Here is a 14,785-nt window from a genome sequence, read left to right on the forward strand (position 1 = left end):
GCGACGGGTCGACTCGGCCTACGCTGCGATCACCATGAACCCTCTCGTCGTCCTCGCGTTCCTCCTCGGCCTCGTCGCCCTGAGCACTCTCGTGGGCTTCGGGTGGAAGTCGCGGCAGGGCGCCGCTCGCGCCGTGGCGGCACAGCCGGCCGTGGCACCCGGACTCCTCGACGCCCCCGATGCGCCGGTGCGCTTCGGCGAGCGGGCCACCCTCGTGCAGTTCTCCACCGAGTTCTGCTCGAGCTGCCCCGCCACCCGCCGTGTGCTGTCGGACATCTCCACCCGCACGAGCGGCGTCTCCTACCTCGACGTCGACGTGACCCACCGACCCGACCTCGTGCGGGAGTTCACCATCCTGCAGACCCCCACCACCCTCATCCTCGACCGCGACGGGGTGGTGCGCACGCGCATCGGCGGCGCGGTGCGCCGCGCCGTGGTGGAGACCCGATTGAAGGAGCTCGCATGATCGACCCCCGCGCCCCGCGGTTCACCGCCGGCATCACCGCCGTGCTGCTGCTCGTCACGATCGTGCTGAGCTTCGCGTTCCCCACCGATCCGCAGACCGAACTGTCGGCGCGCATCCTCTCCCCCGCTTTCCTCCTGCTCGCCGTCCTCAGCGCCCTCTTCCTCTGGGGCGCGACCGCCGGCGTCAAGCGGCACCCGTTCGGCTGGCTGTTCCGCACGCTGGTGCGGCCCCGACTCGCTCCCCCGGCCGAACTCGAGGATCCGAAGCCGCCGACCTTCGCCCAGCTCGTCGGATTCGTCGTGACGCTCGCGGGCCTGGTGCTCGGAGCGCTCGGCGTTCCCTACGCCGTCACGATCTTCGCCTCGCTCGCCTTCGTCGCCGCCTTTCTCAACTCGGTCTTCGGCTATTGCATCGGGTGCCAGCTCTATCTCCTGCTGGTGCGGGCGCGCCCGGTTTCGCGCCGCACCTGATGCGGGCCTGACGATTCCGGTCAAAGCCGAATAGTCTGGAGGCACCGACGGAGAGGTATGCCCATGACTGTCACCAGCGAGTCCACGACCGTATGGCGAGGAGATCTGCTCACCGGGTCGGGAACGACCACCCTCGATTCGTCGAAGGCGGGCAGCTTCGCCGTCAACTGGAAGGCGCGGTCCGAGGGCGAGGGCAGCGTCACGACGCCCGAAGAACTGCTCGGAGCAGCTCACGCCTCCTGCTTCTCCATGGCCTTCGCGAACGCGCTCACCCGTTTCGGCACCACCCCGGAGTCGCTGCAGACCACGGCGGCCGTCACCTTCGACCCCGCGGAAGGCGTCACCGGCAGCCACCTCCTGGTGAGCGCCGTGGTCCCCGGTATCTCGGAAGCCGACTTCCAGCGCATCGCCGAGGAGGCGAAGGCCGGCTGCCCCATCTCGCGGGCTCTGGCCGGCATCCCGATCACCCTCGAAGCGAGCCTCGCGTAGTGCTCGCGCCGGGGGTTCACACGGGAGCGGGGACGGGTCGATGACCGAGCCGCGCACCGTGCTGATCGCCGGCGGTTCCGGCTTCATCGGAACCGAGCTGGCCGAGCAACTGCGCGCCGACGGACACACCGTGCTCATCCTCGTGCGCCGTCCCGCGCGCACCGCGACGGAGCGCACCTGGGATCCGGAGGCACGGTGGATCAAGACCGGCATCATCGACGGCGTGGATGCCGTGGTCAACCTCTCGGGCGCCTCGATCGCTCGCCTGCCCTGGACGCTGTCGTACAAGCGGGAGATCCTGCAGTCGCGCCTCCAGGCCACGTCGACCCTGGCCGACGCGATCCTGCGGTCCGAATCACCGCCCGACGTCTTCATCAGCGGCTCCGCCGTGGGCTTCTACGGCGACCGGCCGGGTGAGTTGCTCACCGAGAGCGCGCCCGCCGGCGACGGCTTCCTCGCCAAGGTCGCGGATGCCTGGGAGCGAGCGGCAGCGCCCGCAGCGGCCCGCACGCGCGTCGTCACGATCCGCACCGGACTGGTGGTCGGGGCCGGCGGCGGCGCCCTCAAGCCGTTGCGGCTGATGGCCAAGGCCGGACTCGCCGGGCCTCTCGGCTCGGGTGAGCAGGTGTGGCCGTGGATCAGCCTGTACGACGAGGCGGCCGCCATCCGGCACCTCCTCGACTCCTCGCTCGACGGCCCCGTGAACCTCACAGGTCCGGAGCCGGCCCCCGCCGGTCTCGTGGTGCGTGAACTGGCCGAGCAGCTGCACCGGCCCTATTGGCTTCGCGCTCCCGCTTGGGCGCTGCGCACGGCCCTGGCCGACGCCGGCAAAGATCTGCTGCTCGCCGACCAGGACGTCTCGAGCCAGAAGCTCGCGGCCGACGGCTTCACCTTCCGCGACGAGACGCTGGAAAAGGCTTTGGCGGCTGTCTAGCCCCGGTGGCGCGCCTCGCGCTCCAGGGCGATCGCGGTGCGGAGCGCTCCGCGGGCGCGACGACGGTCGCCGCTCGCGTCGTAGGCGAGCCCCAGACGGAACCAGGCCCGCCAGTCGGTCTCGTCGGCCTCGACGGCGTCGCGGTACACCGGGAACTCCTCGTCGGCGGCGGCACGCAACGGCCTCCCGCTCGCCCTCTTCGGCAGATCGTCGACCGGCAGTTCGCCCTCACGCTCGAGCTGCTCGACCAGGCGCTGGGTGCGCATCCCGAACATCAGCTCGCGCACCAATGCCCAGGCGCCGACGATCGGAAGGATGATGAGCACCACCCCGATCGCGACGGCGATCGGCACCCCGGTCAGCACGAACTGAACCGCACGCACACCGACGAGCACGATGTAGACGGCGAGCAGCAGCGCCATCAGCAGCGCGGCGAAGCGGTTCTTCACGGATGCACGCTCGTGGCGGTGGCCGCCTGGCCGGAGACGTTCTCGGGGTCGGGGTCGGTGGGGGTCGACGCGGCATCCTGCCCCGTCGCCGCGGCCTGACCGCCGAGGCCGATCAGCTGATCCAGGCCCACGATCACGCCGCGGGCGGTCGCGGCCGCCGTGAGCGCCACGGCGATGCCGGCCCTGTAGGCGCTCGGCGAGATGGTCTCATGGGTGATGGTGAGCACCTCGCCGGTGCCGCCGAACACGACGTCCTGCTTCGCGACGATGCCGTTGAGTCGCAGGCTGTGGATGGGGATGCTCGCCACCTGCTGTCCGCGTGCGCGCTGATCGGTGTGCGGAGCGGCGACCGGGCCGAGGGCGGCGCGCGCGGCGCCCATCAGCTCGGCGGTGCGCACGGCGGTGCCCGAGGGCGAGTCGACCTTGGTGGAGGCGTGCGTCTCGATGATCTCGATCGAGTCGAAGTAGCGCGACGCCATCGCCGCGAAGGAGGTGGCCAGCACCGAGCCGAGCGAGAAGTTCGGGATCACGACGATGCCCGTGGCGGGTTCGTCGCCGAGGTTGCGGCGGAGAGCAGCGATGCGGTCGGCCGACCAGCCGGAGGTGCCGATGAGCACGTTCTTGCCGTTCGCCACGGCGAACTCGACGACCTTCTGGGTGACCCCGGGGATCGTCACATCGACCACGAGGTCGGCCACCAGCATGTCGTCGAGCGGGCTGCGCGAGTCCAGCGACGCGACGAGTTCGAACTCGGGCGACTCCTCCACGAGGCCGGAGATCAGTCGGCCCATCTTCCCTGTCGCGCCGACGACGGCAACCTTCGTAGTCATAGTCACCAATCTACCCGGGGCCGCCGACCGCGACGCCCGCCCTCCCGCCGCACCCTCGTAGGGTGGAGGCATGCGCATCCGACCCGGCGACGTGACGGCCGGCCCCGAACGGGCCCTGCTCGACGACTACTTCGCGTTCCGTGCGGCGGCCTTCCCCTCCGACGGTGGGCCCTATACGGTTTCGTACCCGTCGCCCGTCGACTTCGACGGCGTGAACGGAGTGTTCCTGGTGGTCGACGACGACGAGGGCGTGCCGGTGGGCTGCGGCGGCATCCGGATGCTCGCCGACGCGGATGCGGGCGTGGTGCGCTTCGAGGTCAAGCACGTCTGGCTCTCCCCCGCCGCGCGGGGCCGTGGCTGGGCCGGCGCGCTGATGGACGAGCTGGAGCATCGGGCACGCGCCTTCGGCGCCACCGAACTCGTCCTCGACACCCACGACACCCTCGACGGCGCGGCCCGCCTCTACACCCGCCTCGGCTACGAGCAGATCCCCGCGTACAACACCAACCCCAATGCGACTCGGTGGTACCGCAAGCTGCTCTGAAGTTCTGAGACGGGGATACGGGGTACCGCCTCGCCACTTCCCGCGCCGAGCGCGGCCCGCGGCCCGCGATCGCGTGCCGAATGTCGCGGCGAGGTTCTAGTACGGCTGAGGGTCGTTTACGCCGGTGCGGAGCTCGACGGGGAGGTGGCCGAGGTCGTTGTAGGCAACGAGTTCGGGGAGGCGACCGGCCTTGTAACGGATGATCGTGAGGCCGGCGTGCGCCTGGTTGAGGCCCGCCCAGCGCCACTCCGGGGCATCCATCGCCTCCCGAACGAACCACGCGATCACGAAGTTGTGCGTGATCAGCAGGTCGTGCGTGGTGGCGCGCGAGGGCGTCAGGAACTCGGCGACCGCGTCGGCCATCTGGGCGCGCCCCGCCTCCACCTCGTCTTCGGTGACGGAGTTGAAGAAGGGCTCGAAGTTGTGCGGCATCTGGGGCGAATACCCCGTCGGCACGCAGTCGAACAGCAAGGCGCTCGGCTTCGGGTCGAGCGCCGGGAGGTGCTCGCTCATGATGAGCGCGGTCTGCTCGGCGCGCTGCAGCGGCGAGTGCCAGACGTTGTCGAACGGCACTCCGCCCAGACGGTCGGCGATCAGGCGCGCCTGGCGCTGTCCGCGTGGGGAAAGCGGTCCGTCGTCGACGCCGTGTTCGGCGTCGAGCTGCTCGCCGTGCCGCACGAGGTAGAGGGTGTGCGCCATCAGGTGCTCACCACCTGACGGAAGGCGTCGTCGTCGATCGGACCCACCGCCGCGATGCTCACCGGATGCGCGGCCAGCTCCTGCGCGAGTTCCTGTACGTCGTCGCGCGTCACGGCCATGAGGCGCCGCACGCTCTCGTCGAGGTCGACGAACTCCCCCATGGTGAGTTCGGAGCGGCCGAGGCGCGACATCCGCGTGTCGGAGTCTTCGAGGGCGAGCGCGGCGGAGCCGGAGAGTTGGCCGTGGGCGCGGTCGAGTTCGTCGGCCGTGATGCCCTCGGACGCGAGGCGGTGCAACTCGCTCAGCATGAGCTCGCTGACGGTGCCCGAGCGCTCGGGCGTGCAGCCGGCGTACATGGTGAAGACACCGGCATCCGAGTAGCTCGGCGCGTAGGAGTAGACGGAGTAGGCGAGGCCCCGCTTCTCGCGCACCTCCTGGAACAGGCGCGACGACATCCCGCCGCCGAAGGCGGAGTTCAGCACCGCCATGGTGGTGCGACGCTCGTCGGTGGCCACGAGGCCGGGCATTCCGACCATGACGCTAGCCTGCTCGGTGGGCTTGTTGACGACGCTGACCGGGCGACCCGGAGAGAGGGCTGCCGCGACGGCCGAGCGCCGGGCTCGGGGTGCGGCGAGCACCGACAGGTCCCAGCCCGAGGCATCCAGAGCCGCCGTCACTGCCGCCACGATCTCGTCGTGGTCGACGGCTCCGGCGGCGGAGACCACGAGGTCGTTGGGGCGGTAGGAGGCGGCGTAGTGCTCCCACACGGCGTCGCGGGTGACGGCGCGGATGGTCTCCGGTGTGCCGCCGACCGGACGGCCGAGCGGATGCTCGCCCAGCACGGCCTCGAAGAGCCGCTCGCCCACGAGATCCGACGGGTCGTCTTCGGCCATCGCCAGCTCTTCGAGGATGACGCCGCGTTCGGTCTCGAACTCGCCGTGGTCCAGCAGTGAGGAGGTCAGCATGTCGGCGATCACCGTCACCGCCATCGGCAGGTCGGCGTCGCGCACCTTCGCGTAATAGCAGGTGTACTCCTTGGCGGTCACGGCGTTGTGCTCGCCGCCGACCGAGTCGAAGGAGATGGCGATGTCGAGCGCGGTGCGGCTCGGCGTGCCCTTGAAGAGCAGGTGCTCGAGGAAGTGCGTCGATCCGAAGCGGGACGGGATGCCGGCCACGGCGCCCAGTTCGTCGCGCGACCCGGCGGCCACCCAGTAGCCGATCGTGGCACTGCGGCTGCCCGGGATGTGTTCGGTGAGAATGCGCACCCCGCTCGGCAGGATCGTGCGCCGCACCAGCCCTTCGGCTGCAGTGCCGATCGAGAGTTCCGGAAGGTCGAGAGGGAGTGGGACGGCGCTGTTCATCATCTGTGCCAGCTTAGCTTGGGAAGCACGACGCCCGCCCCGGCGGATTGCCAGGACGGGCGTCGTGAGGTGGAGCAGGGAGACTAGCCTTCGGCCGGCTCCGTGGGGCCCTCGCTGTGCGCGGCGGAACCCTCGGTGTCGGCGGCCTCGGCGAGAACCGGGGCGAGCGACAGCTTTCCGCGGTCGTCGATCTTCGTGATCTCCACGAGGATCTTCTGGCCGACGCCCAGCACGTCTTCGACGTTCTCGACACGCTTGCCACCGGCGAGCTTGCGCACCTCGGAGATGTGCAGCAGGCCGTCCTTGCCCGGGAGCAGGGAGATGAACGCGCCGAACGTCGCGAGCTTGACGACGGTTCCGAGGAACTGCTCGCCGATCTCCGGGTTCTGCGGGTTCGCGATGGCGTTGACCTGCTGGCGGGCAGCCTCGGCCGAGGGGCCGTCGACGGCGCCGATGTACACGGTGCCGTCTTCCTCGATCGAGATGTCGGCGCCGGTCTCGTCCTGGATGGCGTTGATCGTCTTGCCCTTCGGGCCGATCAGCTCGCCGATCTTGTCGACGGGGATCTGCACCGAGATCACGCGGGGCGCGGTCGGAGCCATCTCGTCGGGAGCGTCGATCGCGGCGTTGATCACGTTGAGGATCGCGTCGCGAGCGGCCTTGGCCTGCTTGAGAGCGCCGTCCAGAACCGAGGTCGGGATGCCGTCGAGCTTCGTGTCGAGCTGGATCGCGGTGATGAACTCGGAGGTACCGGCCACCTTGAAGTCCATGTCACCGAGGGCGTCTTCGGCGCCGAGGATGTCGGTGAGAGCCGCGTAGCGCGTCTCGCCGTCGACCTCGTCGGACACCAGGCCCATCGCGATGCCCGCGACCGGGGCGCGCAGCGGCACACCGGCGTTGAGGAGCGACAGGGTGCTGGCGCAGACGGAACCCATCGAGGTGGAGCCGTTGGACCCGAGGGCCTCCGACACCTGACGGATCGCGTAGGGGAACTCCTCGCGGCTCGGCAGCACCGGCACGAGAGCGCGCTCGGCGAGGAAGCCGTGCCCGATCTCGCGACGCTTCGGCGAACCCACGCGGCCGGTCTCACCGGTCGAGTAGGGCGGGAAGTTGTAGTGGTGCAGGTAGCGCTTCTTCGTGATCGGGCTCAGCGAGTCGATCTGCTGCTCCATCTTGAGCATGTTCAGCGTGGTGACACCCAGGATCTGGGTCTCTCCGCGCTGGAAGATCGCCGAACCGTGCACGCGCGGGATGACCGCGACCTCGGCGTCGAGCGGGCGGATGTCCGCGAGCCCACGACCGTCGATGCGCACGCCGTCCTTCAGGATGCGACCGCGGACGACCACCTTGGTGACCGACTTGTAGGCGGCCGAGACGGTGGGCAGGATGTCGGCGTCGAGCTCGCCCGCTTCGACCTTCGCGGCGATGGCGGCCTTGACGCGGTCTTTCAGCGCGTCGTCGGCGTTCTGGCGCTCGATCTTGTCGGCGATCTGGTAGATGCCCACCAGCTCGTCGTAGGCGAGAGCCGCGACGGCGTCGTAACCGGCCTGCGTGTAGGGCAGGAACACGGGGTACTCCTGCACCGCCTTGTTGGCCTGCTGAGCCATCGAGGCCTGCGCCTCGACGAGCTGCTTGATGAAGGGCTTGGCGGCCTCGAGGCCCTCGGCCACGACGGACTCGCTCGGCTTGGTGGCGCCGCCCTTGATGAGGTTCCAGCTGTTCTCGGTGGCCTCGGCCTCGACCATCATGATCGCGACATCCTGGCTGCCGTCTTTGTTGGTGACGACACGGCCGGCCACGACGAGGTCGAACACGGCCTCCTCGAGCTGCGAGTACTTCGGGAACGCGATCCACTGGTCGGGCTCGGTGCCGTATCCGGGCATGAGCGCGAGGCGCACACCGCCGATCGGGCCCGAGAACGGGATGCCCGAGATCTGCGACGAGGCGGATGCCGCGTTGATCGCCAGCGAGTCGTAGAACTCGTCGGGAGCGATGCTCAGGACGGTGATGACGACCTGGACCTCGTTGCGGAGGCCGTTGACGAACGACGGACGCAGCGGGCGGTCGATCAGACGGCAGACCAGGATGGCCTCGGTCGAGGGGCGACCCTCGCGGCGGAAGAACGAACCGGGGATCTTGCCGGCGGCGTAGGAACGCTCTTCGACGTCGATCGTCAGCGGGAAGAAGTCGAAGTTGTCTTTCGGGTGCTTGCTCACGCTCGTGGCGGAGAGAAGCATGGTCTCTTCGTCGAGGTAAGCGGCGACGGCGCCCTGGGCCTGCTGCGCGAGGCGGCCGGTCTCGAAGCGAACCGTGCGGGTGCCGTACTTGCCGTTGTCGAGAACGGCTTCGGCGAATTTGATTTCAGGACCTTCCAAGAGGTCTGTCTCCTTTGTTTAGCGTCGCGGCCCCGTGTGGGCGTGCGACTCCTCGCGTGGGAGCAGGCATGACGGCAGGCGAAACGAGCCGTGACATGTGTCGGAGGGCGACGCTGTGAATGAACACATACTGGCCACCAGTAGAAAACCTCCGACGCCCACGCTCTCCAGAAACGCGGGATTCGGAAATCCACCACCGAGGACCAGCTTCCTGCCAGCCTGCTCTCAACCTCTTCATCCTACCAGGCGAGAGGCGGAGAACCGAGGAACGCTCGCCGCGCGTGCAGCGGGCACTCAGTCCGGGAGGGGGCCGAGACCGAAATCGACCGTGAACGGGCGGCGCGATCCGTTGATCGTGACCGGCACGACGACCGCCGTCCGGCGCGTCGCGAGGGCGCGGAGTCCGGCTCCCAGCTCGAGATCGACCTCGCGGGGCACGAAGCCGGCGCGGTAGATCTGGCCGTCGCCGCCGATGAGATCGACGGCCACCCGCAACTCGCGGCCGAGCCAGCGACTCGCATCCGGTGTGAGCACCGCGGTCATCGGGCCGCTGGTCTTGGCCGCCGCCGCGTCGATCGCATTCTGCCGACGCTCGGATTCGGCCACCCGGAGGGTCGTGGTCGGCTCGATCTCGAGCAGTTCGACGCCCTCGAGACTCTTGCGGGTGTTCTCGCTGTCGCGGCCGTTGCGACGGAACAGCGGCAGCACCAGGAGCACGGCGATCACGACGGCGAGCATGAGCAGCACGACCGCCAGGATCGGGCCGACGACCGGCCAGTCGGCACAGGTCACGAAGTTCGCAGCGATCGCCAGCGCGAGCACCATCGCGAAGAGGAAGGCCTCCCAGCGCCAGAACGGCTTCCATCGGCGCGTGAGGTTCATGAGTCCATTCTGCCGTGGCGGCCGCCGGCTCAGAGCGCGTGCATCGTGAAGGCGCGGGCCAGGCGGTCGTGCAGGGCCGGTGCCGAGGCGGCGCGAACGACGAGGCGGCGGGCCGCGAAGCCGACAGCGGTGGTCGGCCGGCCCATGAGCATGTTGAACTCGGCCGTGCGCGAGGCACGGGCCGCCGAGCGCAGTCGGGTGCGCTCGAAGTCCCGCAACAGCCCGGAAGCTCGCGCGCGGCTGCTCCGTGAGGCCGTGAGCAGTTCGGGCATCAGGTCGGCCAGCGCCTCCCCGTCGAGCCAGCCGAGGTTCATGCCCTGCCCGCCGATGGGGCTGACCTCGTGCGCGGCGTCGCCGATCAGCAGCATCCGGCCGTCGCCCATGCTCGGCACCGTGCGGCGGCGCACGCCGAAGACACTGGTCATGGTGGAGCTGCGCGGGTCGGTCGTGATGCCCGTGCGCTCCAGGATGAGCCGGGAGAGCTCGGCCGCCACCGCCGGATCATTCGTCTCCCCTGAATCCGGCGGGCCACTGTCCGGCGACACCGTGGGCGCGGGCAGGTGCGTCACCCAGCGACGCCGTCCGCCCGGCAGCGGGAACGACTCCACGATGCCCTTGGGATGCAGGTGCAGCACCGCCACCGGGCCCTCGGAGGTCTCGTCGATCACGTCGCCCATCACGTAACGGTAGGGGTACGGGTAGACGGTGTCGCGGATGCGCGTCGCCGCCCGCACCAGACTGAGCGGCCCGTCCGCTCCCACGACGAACCGCGCGTCGATCCGCAGGTCGTCGCCCCGTGCTGTGCGCCCGAGCACCGCGACGCCGCCCGCGTGCCGCTGGAACCGCTCGACCTGCACCCCGCCTCGCAGCGCATCCGGCGCTCGCGTGGCCAGCTGCGTCCTCAGGATGCGCTCGGTCGCCACCTGCGGCAACGACACCACGAAGGGGAAGGGCTCGGGCACACCGCCGAAGTCGAGCTCGGCCACGACCTCGCCGCGGATGCGCAGGATGCCGCGGTCGATGCGCACCCCCGCCGCCCGCACTTCCTCGAGCGCACCCAGTCGGTCCAGGGCCGCGAGCGAGGGCGGGTGGATGCCGATGGCGCGCGAGTGCAGTCGCGGGCCGCCGCGCCGCTCCAGCGCCACGACGTCGATGCCGCGCTGGGCGAGTGCGGCGGCCAGGAAGAGCCCGGCCGGCCCCGCACCCACCACGGCGACGTCATGCATCCGGCTCTGGTCCCCCGCTCCTGGCGGCGGCACTGGCGGCGTAGCTCAGCAGATTGCGGAACGGAGCCTGGGCCTCGACGGTCCAGCCACGGCGGGCAGCGATCCGGAGCTCCGCCGTGGTGTAACTGCGGCGGATGGAGGTCAGGCCGTCTTCGCGGATGAACGAGCGATGGAAGAACGGCAGCGTCCCCGCCGAGAACACGCCGTAGGCGACGGCGCTGCGGCGGATGTCACTGTGCAGCGCGAGCCCCCGGCAGAGCAGTTCGCTGTCGATCAGCAGGTCGGTGAACTGCTCCGAGGTCAGGTGGTGGAGCACATGGTTCGAGATCACGAAGTCGAAGCGCTGGGCGGCATCCACCAGCTCACTGCTCTCGGTGAGCAGGAAGCGTACGCCGTCGGGATTCGGGGTGCGGCTGGCGAAGTCGAGGGCGCGCGGGTCAGGGTCGATTCCGGTGACCTGCAACTGCAGGCCGTCCGTGGCGGCCCAGTGCGCCAGAGCGCGGGTGATGTCGCCGCCGCCGCAGCCGATGTCGAGCAGGGTCGACGGGAGCACCGGCGAGAGCAGAGGGCGGATGCGGTCGCGATAGGTTCCGTGCCATCCCGAGACGATCGAGTTCACCAATCGGAACTGCTCGTAGGTCCGGGCCAGCAGCACCGGGTCGCAGTCCGGGTCGTCCATCAGCTCGCGCGCGTCGACGGCGCGACGGCGGAGTGTCGATCGGGCCACGACTACGCCTCCGACACCTCGGCGAGGACTCTCGGCATCGCGGCCACCCGCTCCACGGTCGGTGCCGAGTCGCCCGGCACGGCGGCCGGCGCTGCGACGTCTTCAACGGACGCCGTCGGGGCGACCGATCGCACGGTCATCAGGCCCGTCTCGACCGTGAGTCCGGGCCCGAACGCCATCGCGCAGACGCGGTCACCCTCTTTCGGTGGCGTCGCGGATTCCAGGATGGCCTTCAGCACGAACAGGATCGTGGCGCTCGACATGTTGCCGTAGTCGTGCAGGATCTCGCGCGACGCGGTCATCTGCTCCTCGGAGAGTCCGAGCTTCGCCTCCACCTTGTCGAGGATGCTGCGGCCGCCGGGGTGCACCGCCCAGTGCGCGATGTCGGTGGCGGGCGCGCCGCCGAGCGACGCGTCGCGTGCGAGCAGCGGCGCGAGGGCGCCCGTGATGTGCTCGTCGATGATCTTCGGCACGTAGGAGCTGAGGATCATCTCGAAGCCCTCATCGCCGATCTTCCACGCCATGTCCTGTTCGCCCACGGGGGTGAGCACGCTCTCGAAGAAGTCGAGGTCGAGTGCGAATCCGTCGTCAGGGCCGGCCGGCAGCTCCCGCGCCGTGACGATCGCCGCGGCGGCGCCGTCGGCGAACACCGACGAGGCCACGATCTGGTCGGGCTCGTTCGACGAGCGCACGTGCAGGGTGCAGAGCTCGGCGCTGACGACGAGCACGACGGCATCCGGATCGGCTTCGCAGAACGACTTGGCCATCCGGAGCGCGGGGAAGGCGGCGTAGCAGCCCATGAAGCCCACGTGGTAGCGCAGGGTGCCGGGGGCCAGGCCGAGCTCGCGCACGAGCACGTAATCGGGGCCGGGGGCGAAGAAGCCGGTGCACGAGACGGTGACGACATGGGTGATGTCGGCGGGGCAGAGGCCCGGCACCGCGTCGAGCGCCTTGCGGGCGGCCTCGGTGTAGAGCAGCGATGCGCGCTCGATGTAGAGCTCGTTGCGCACCCGGGTCGACGGTGCGAGCAGGGCTCCGGAGGCCAGGTCGAAAAACTGCGGATGCTCGAACTGCCGGTCGAGGGTCAGCTCGTCGATCACCGAGTACCGGGTCTCGATGGCGGAGCCGTCGAAGGAGGCCGTCACGAGGCGCTGGCCGAGGCGGGACAATCCCTCCTGGGCGGCGAAGACGTCACGCACCAGGTGCTGGGTCAGCACCGTTGCCGGAACCGCGGTCTGGATGGTTCGCACGCTCACTGCCATAGGCCCATGTAAGCACGATCATGTGCCTGCATGGGCCTAACTCAGCAATGTCGGATGCGAGGCCGGTTCCGGTCGGGCCGGTCGCCCGCATCCGCCTCGCATCCGTCGGGGCTACTGCGCTCCGTAACCGCCGACCGGGCTGAACGAAGCGTCCAGCGCGAAGGGGTCGACGACCCGGCTGGAGCGGTCGGATCGCTGCACCGCGTCGGCGAGTTCGCTCGCGGCGCGGTGGATGCGATCGGGCAGGGAGGCGACGCCATCCGCCCCGCTCCCCCAGTCCTCCGAGGAGGCGTAGACGCTCGTGGGCATGACCGGCGCACGCAGGTAGCTGAACAGCGGTCGCACGGCGTGCTCGAGCGCCAGCGAGTGGCGCGGGGTTCCGCCGGTGGCGGCGATCAGTGTCGGCAGGCCCGTGAGGGCGGTGTTGTCGATCACGTCGAAGAACGACTTGAACAGGCCGCTGTAGCTGGCGGTGAAGATCGGCGTCACCGCGATCAGACCGTCGGCGCCGGCGACCGCGTCGAGGGCGCTCTGTAGCTTGGTGCTCGGGAATCCGGTCACCAGGTTGTTCGTGATGTCCTGCGCGATGTCGCGGAGCTCGATGGTGCGCAGCTCCACGTCGACGCCGCGGTCGCGGAGATCGGCGACCGTCGCATCCGCGAGCCGGTCAGTCAGCAGTCGGGTGGATGACGGCTGGCTGAGGCCCGAGGAGATGGCGACGAGCTGCTTCGGGGCGGTCGCGCCCTGGGTGGTGTTCTCGGTGATGTCGGTCATGACTAGGCTCCCTTGATGCCGAAGGCGGCGCCGGTGTGGGTGGAGGTGCCCTCCGCGCGGACCGCTTCGGCGGCGACGGCGGACTGGCCGTCGACGTCGGCGAGCTGACGGGCGGCCTCGCGGGCGGCCATCCGCTCGATCTCGCTCTGGTGGGTGGGGCCGTCCGGCACGTGCGCCGGGCGCTTGGCGTCGAGCTCCTTGCGGAGCACCGGTACCACGAGCTCGCCGAGCAGGTCAAGCTGCTCGAGCACGGTCTTGAGGGGCAGGCCGGCGTGGTCCATGAGGAACAGCTGGCGCTGGTAGTCGCCGAAGGTCTCCCGGAAGGTGAGCGTGCGGTCGATCACCTGCTGCGGGCTGCCGACGGTGAGCGGGGTCTGCTCGGTGAAGTCCTCAAGGCTCGGGCCGTGTCCGTAGACGGGCGCGTTGTCGAAGTACGGGCGGAACTGGTTCACCGCGTCCTGCGAGTTCTTGGCCATGAAGACCTGACCGCCGAGGCCGACGAAGGCCTGGTCGGCCTTGCCGTGACCGTAGTGCTCGAAGCGCTGGCGGTAGTAGTTGATCAGGCGCTGGAAGTGCTCCTTGGGCCAGAAGATGTGGTTCGCGAAGAATCCGTCGCCGTAGTAGGCCGCCTGCTCGGCGATCTCAGGGCTGCGGATGCTGCCGTGCCAGACGAACGGCGCGACGCCGTCGAGCGGGCGCGGGGTGCTCGTGAAGCCCTGGAGCGGGGTGCGGAACTGGCCCTCCCAGTCGACCACGTCCTCATCCCACAGGCGACGGAGCAGCGCGTAGTTCTCGATGGCGAGCGGGATGCCCTGACGGATGTCCTTGCCGAACCACGGGTAGACGGGGCCGGTGTTGCCGCGACCCATCATGAGGTCGACGCGGCCGTCGGCGACGTGCTGGAGCATCGCGTAGTCCTCGGCGATCTTCACCGGGTCGTTCGTGGTGATCAGCGTGGTGGCGGTGGAGAGGAGGAGCTTGTCCGTCTTGGCCGCGACGTAGCCGAGCATCGTCGTGGGGCTCGACGGGACGAACGGCTCGTTGTGGTGCTCGCCGAGGGCGAAGACGTCGAGGCCGACCTCTTCGGCCTTCTGCGCGATGGTCAGGATGGCCTTGATGCGCTCGTTCTCGGTGGGGGGTGGTGTTGTTCGTCGGGTCGGTGGTGACGTCCCCGACGGTGAAGATTCCGAACTGCATGTCGACCTCGCTGCGTCTCTCTGCTGAAGTTTTCAATTCAATGCGTTTGCATGAACATTGACTACAACAACCGGAGGTCGAAGTTATTCCCACCACAGAT

General features: G+C 69.6%; 15 protein-coding genes and 1 pseudogene. 5 read left to right on the top strand and 11 right to left on the bottom strand.

Annotated elements, in window-relative coordinates:
* Positions 1-34: 34 nt before the first annotated feature.
* The 4 genes from ACFJGU_RS19715 to ACFJGU_RS19730 all read left to right on the top strand — a co-directional run bounded on the left by ACFJGU_RS19715 (position 35) and on the right by ACFJGU_RS19730 (position 2,359).
* Positions 35-466: a TlpA family protein disulfide reductase gene (locus ACFJGU_RS19715; protein ID WP_382305886.1), complete on the top strand. Its 432-nt coding sequence runs from the start codon at positions 35-37 to the stop codon at positions 464-466.
* Complete coding sequence (locus ACFJGU_RS19720) at positions 463-936, top strand: DUF4395 domain-containing protein (RefSeq protein WP_382305888.1); 474 nt, start codon at positions 463-465, stop codon at positions 934-936. The genes ACFJGU_RS19715 and ACFJGU_RS19720 overlap by 4 nt, the downstream gene beginning before the upstream one ends.
* A gap of 63 nt (positions 937-999) precedes the next feature.
* Positions 1,000-1,425: an OsmC family peroxiredoxin gene (locus ACFJGU_RS19725; RefSeq protein WP_382305890.1), complete on the top strand. Its 426-nt coding sequence runs from the start codon at positions 1,000-1,002 to the stop codon at positions 1,423-1,425.
* A gap of 40 nt (positions 1,426-1,465) precedes the next feature.
* Entirely contained in the window at positions 1,466-2,359 is an 894-nt protein-coding gene (locus tag ACFJGU_RS19730) for a TIGR01777 family oxidoreductase (RefSeq protein WP_382305892.1), read from the top strand.
* Here ACFJGU_RS19730 and ACFJGU_RS19735 read toward each other — a convergent pair.
* Positions 2,356-2,808: a tetratricopeptide repeat protein gene (locus tag ACFJGU_RS19735; RefSeq protein ID WP_382305894.1), complete on the bottom strand. Its 453-nt coding sequence runs from the start codon at positions 2,806-2,808 to the stop codon at positions 2,356-2,358. The genes ACFJGU_RS19730 and ACFJGU_RS19735 overlap by 4 nt on opposite strands.
* Positions 2,805-3,638, bottom strand: coding sequence for a 4-hydroxy-tetrahydrodipicolinate reductase (dapB, locus tag ACFJGU_RS19740; protein WP_382305896.1), 834 nt, complete (start codon positions 3,636-3,638; stop codon positions 2,805-2,807). Before dapB ends, ACFJGU_RS19735 begins: the two co-directional genes overlap by 4 nt.
* A gap of 70 nt (positions 3,639-3,708) precedes the next feature.
* On the opposite strand from dapB, the gene ACFJGU_RS19745 reads away from it, so the two are divergent.
* A complete protein-coding gene (locus ACFJGU_RS19745) occupies positions 3,709-4,182 on the top strand; it encodes a GNAT family N-acetyltransferase (RefSeq protein ID WP_382305898.1) in 474 nt (157 codons plus the stop codon).
* Positions 4,183-4,278: 96 nt separating this feature from the next.
* On the opposite strand, the gene ACFJGU_RS19750 is transcribed toward ACFJGU_RS19745, so the two are convergent.
* From ACFJGU_RS19750 to ACFJGU_RS19790, 9 genes and pseudogenes are all read right to left on the bottom strand, one after another.
* Complete coding sequence (locus ACFJGU_RS19750) at positions 4,279-4,881, bottom strand: histidine phosphatase family protein (protein ID WP_382305899.1); 603 nt, start codon at positions 4,879-4,881, stop codon at positions 4,279-4,281.
* Positions 4,881-6,242, bottom strand: a complete 1,362-nt coding sequence (locus ACFJGU_RS19755) for a M16 family metallopeptidase (protein WP_382310451.1) — start codon at positions 6,240-6,242, stop codon at positions 4,881-4,883. The genes ACFJGU_RS19750 and ACFJGU_RS19755 overlap by 1 nt, the downstream gene beginning before the upstream one ends.
* Positions 6,243-6,325: 83 nt before the next feature.
* On the bottom strand, positions 6,326-8,617 hold the full coding sequence (locus tag ACFJGU_RS19760) for a polyribonucleotide nucleotidyltransferase (RefSeq protein WP_382305901.1): 2,292 nt from the start codon (positions 8,615-8,617) through the stop codon (positions 6,326-6,328).
* 294 nt (positions 8,618-8,911) lie between these two features.
* A complete protein-coding gene (locus ACFJGU_RS19765; protein WP_382305903.1) occupies positions 8,912-9,499 on the bottom strand; it encodes a hypothetical protein in 588 nt (195 codons plus the stop codon).
* Positions 9,500-9,528: 29 nt separating this feature from the next.
* The gene (locus ACFJGU_RS19770) at positions 9,529-10,725 is read right to left on the bottom strand and encodes an FAD-dependent oxidoreductase (RefSeq protein ID WP_382305904.1); all 1,197 of its coding nucleotides are present in this window, start codon (positions 10,723-10,725) and stop codon (positions 9,529-9,531) included.
* Entirely contained in the window at positions 10,718-11,452 is a 735-nt protein-coding gene (locus ACFJGU_RS19775; protein ID WP_382305906.1) for a class I SAM-dependent methyltransferase, read from the bottom strand. Before ACFJGU_RS19775 ends, ACFJGU_RS19770 begins: the two co-directional genes overlap by 8 nt.
* Before the next feature lie 2 nt (positions 11,453-11,454).
* Positions 11,455-12,714, bottom strand: a complete 1,260-nt coding sequence (locus ACFJGU_RS19780) for a type III polyketide synthase (protein ID WP_382305908.1) — start codon at positions 12,712-12,714, stop codon at positions 11,455-11,457.
* Positions 12,715-12,825: 111 nt separating this feature from the next.
* Positions 12,826-13,488, bottom strand: coding sequence for an FMN reductase (locus ACFJGU_RS19785; protein ID WP_382305910.1), 663 nt, complete (start codon positions 13,486-13,488; stop codon positions 12,826-12,828).
* Positions 13,489-13,490: 2 nt separating this feature from the next.
* Positions 13,491-14,685 (bottom strand): annotated as a pseudogene (locus ACFJGU_RS19790) (LLM class flavin-dependent oxidoreductase).
* Between the last annotated feature and the right edge of the window lie 100 nt (positions 14,686-14,785).

Source organism: Herbiconiux sp. UC225_62 (assembly GCF_042694625.1).
Lineage (GTDB): Bacteria > Actinomycetota > Actinomycetes > Actinomycetales > Microbacteriaceae > Herbiconiux.

Coding starts and splice junctions, on each gene's coding strand:
- ACFJGU_RS19715 (WP_382305886.1), top strand. CDS start 35: ATGAACCCTCTCGTCGTCCTCGCGTTCCTCCTCGGCCTCGTCGCCCTG.
- ACFJGU_RS19730 (WP_382305892.1), top strand. CDS start 1,466: ATGACCGAGCCGCGCACCGTGCTGATCGCCGGCGGTTCCGGCTTCATC.
- ACFJGU_RS19765 (WP_382305903.1), bottom strand. CDS start 9,499: ATGAACCTCACGCGCCGATGGAAGCCGTTCTGGCGCTGGGAGGCCTTC.
- ACFJGU_RS19720 (WP_382305888.1), top strand. CDS start 463: ATGATCGACCCCCGCGCCCCGCGGTTCACCGCCGGCATCACCGCCGTG.
- ACFJGU_RS19755 (WP_382310451.1), bottom strand. CDS start 6,242: ATGAACAGCGCCGTCCCACTCCCTCTCGACCTTCCGGAACTCTCGATC.
- ACFJGU_RS19750 (WP_382305899.1), bottom strand. CDS start 4,881: ATGGCGCACACCCTCTACCTCGTGCGGCACGGCGAGCAGCTCGACGCC.
- ACFJGU_RS19725 (WP_382305890.1), top strand. CDS start 1,000: ATGACTGTCACCAGCGAGTCCACGACCGTATGGCGAGGAGATCTGCTC.
- ACFJGU_RS19770 (WP_382305904.1), bottom strand. CDS start 10,725: ATGCATGACGTCGCCGTGGTGGGTGCGGGGCCGGCCGGGCTCTTCCTG.
- dapB (WP_382305896.1), bottom strand. CDS start 3,638: ATGACTACGAAGGTTGCCGTCGTCGGCGCGACAGGGAAGATGGGCCGA.
- ACFJGU_RS19780 (WP_382305908.1), bottom strand. CDS start 12,714: ATGGCAGTGAGCGTGCGAACCATCCAGACCGCGGTTCCGGCAACGGTG.
- ACFJGU_RS19745 (WP_382305898.1), top strand. CDS start 3,709: ATGCGCATCCGACCCGGCGACGTGACGGCCGGCCCCGAACGGGCCCTG.
- ACFJGU_RS19785 (WP_382305910.1), bottom strand. CDS start 13,488: ATGACCGACATCACCGAGAACACCACCCAGGGCGCGACCGCCCCGAAG.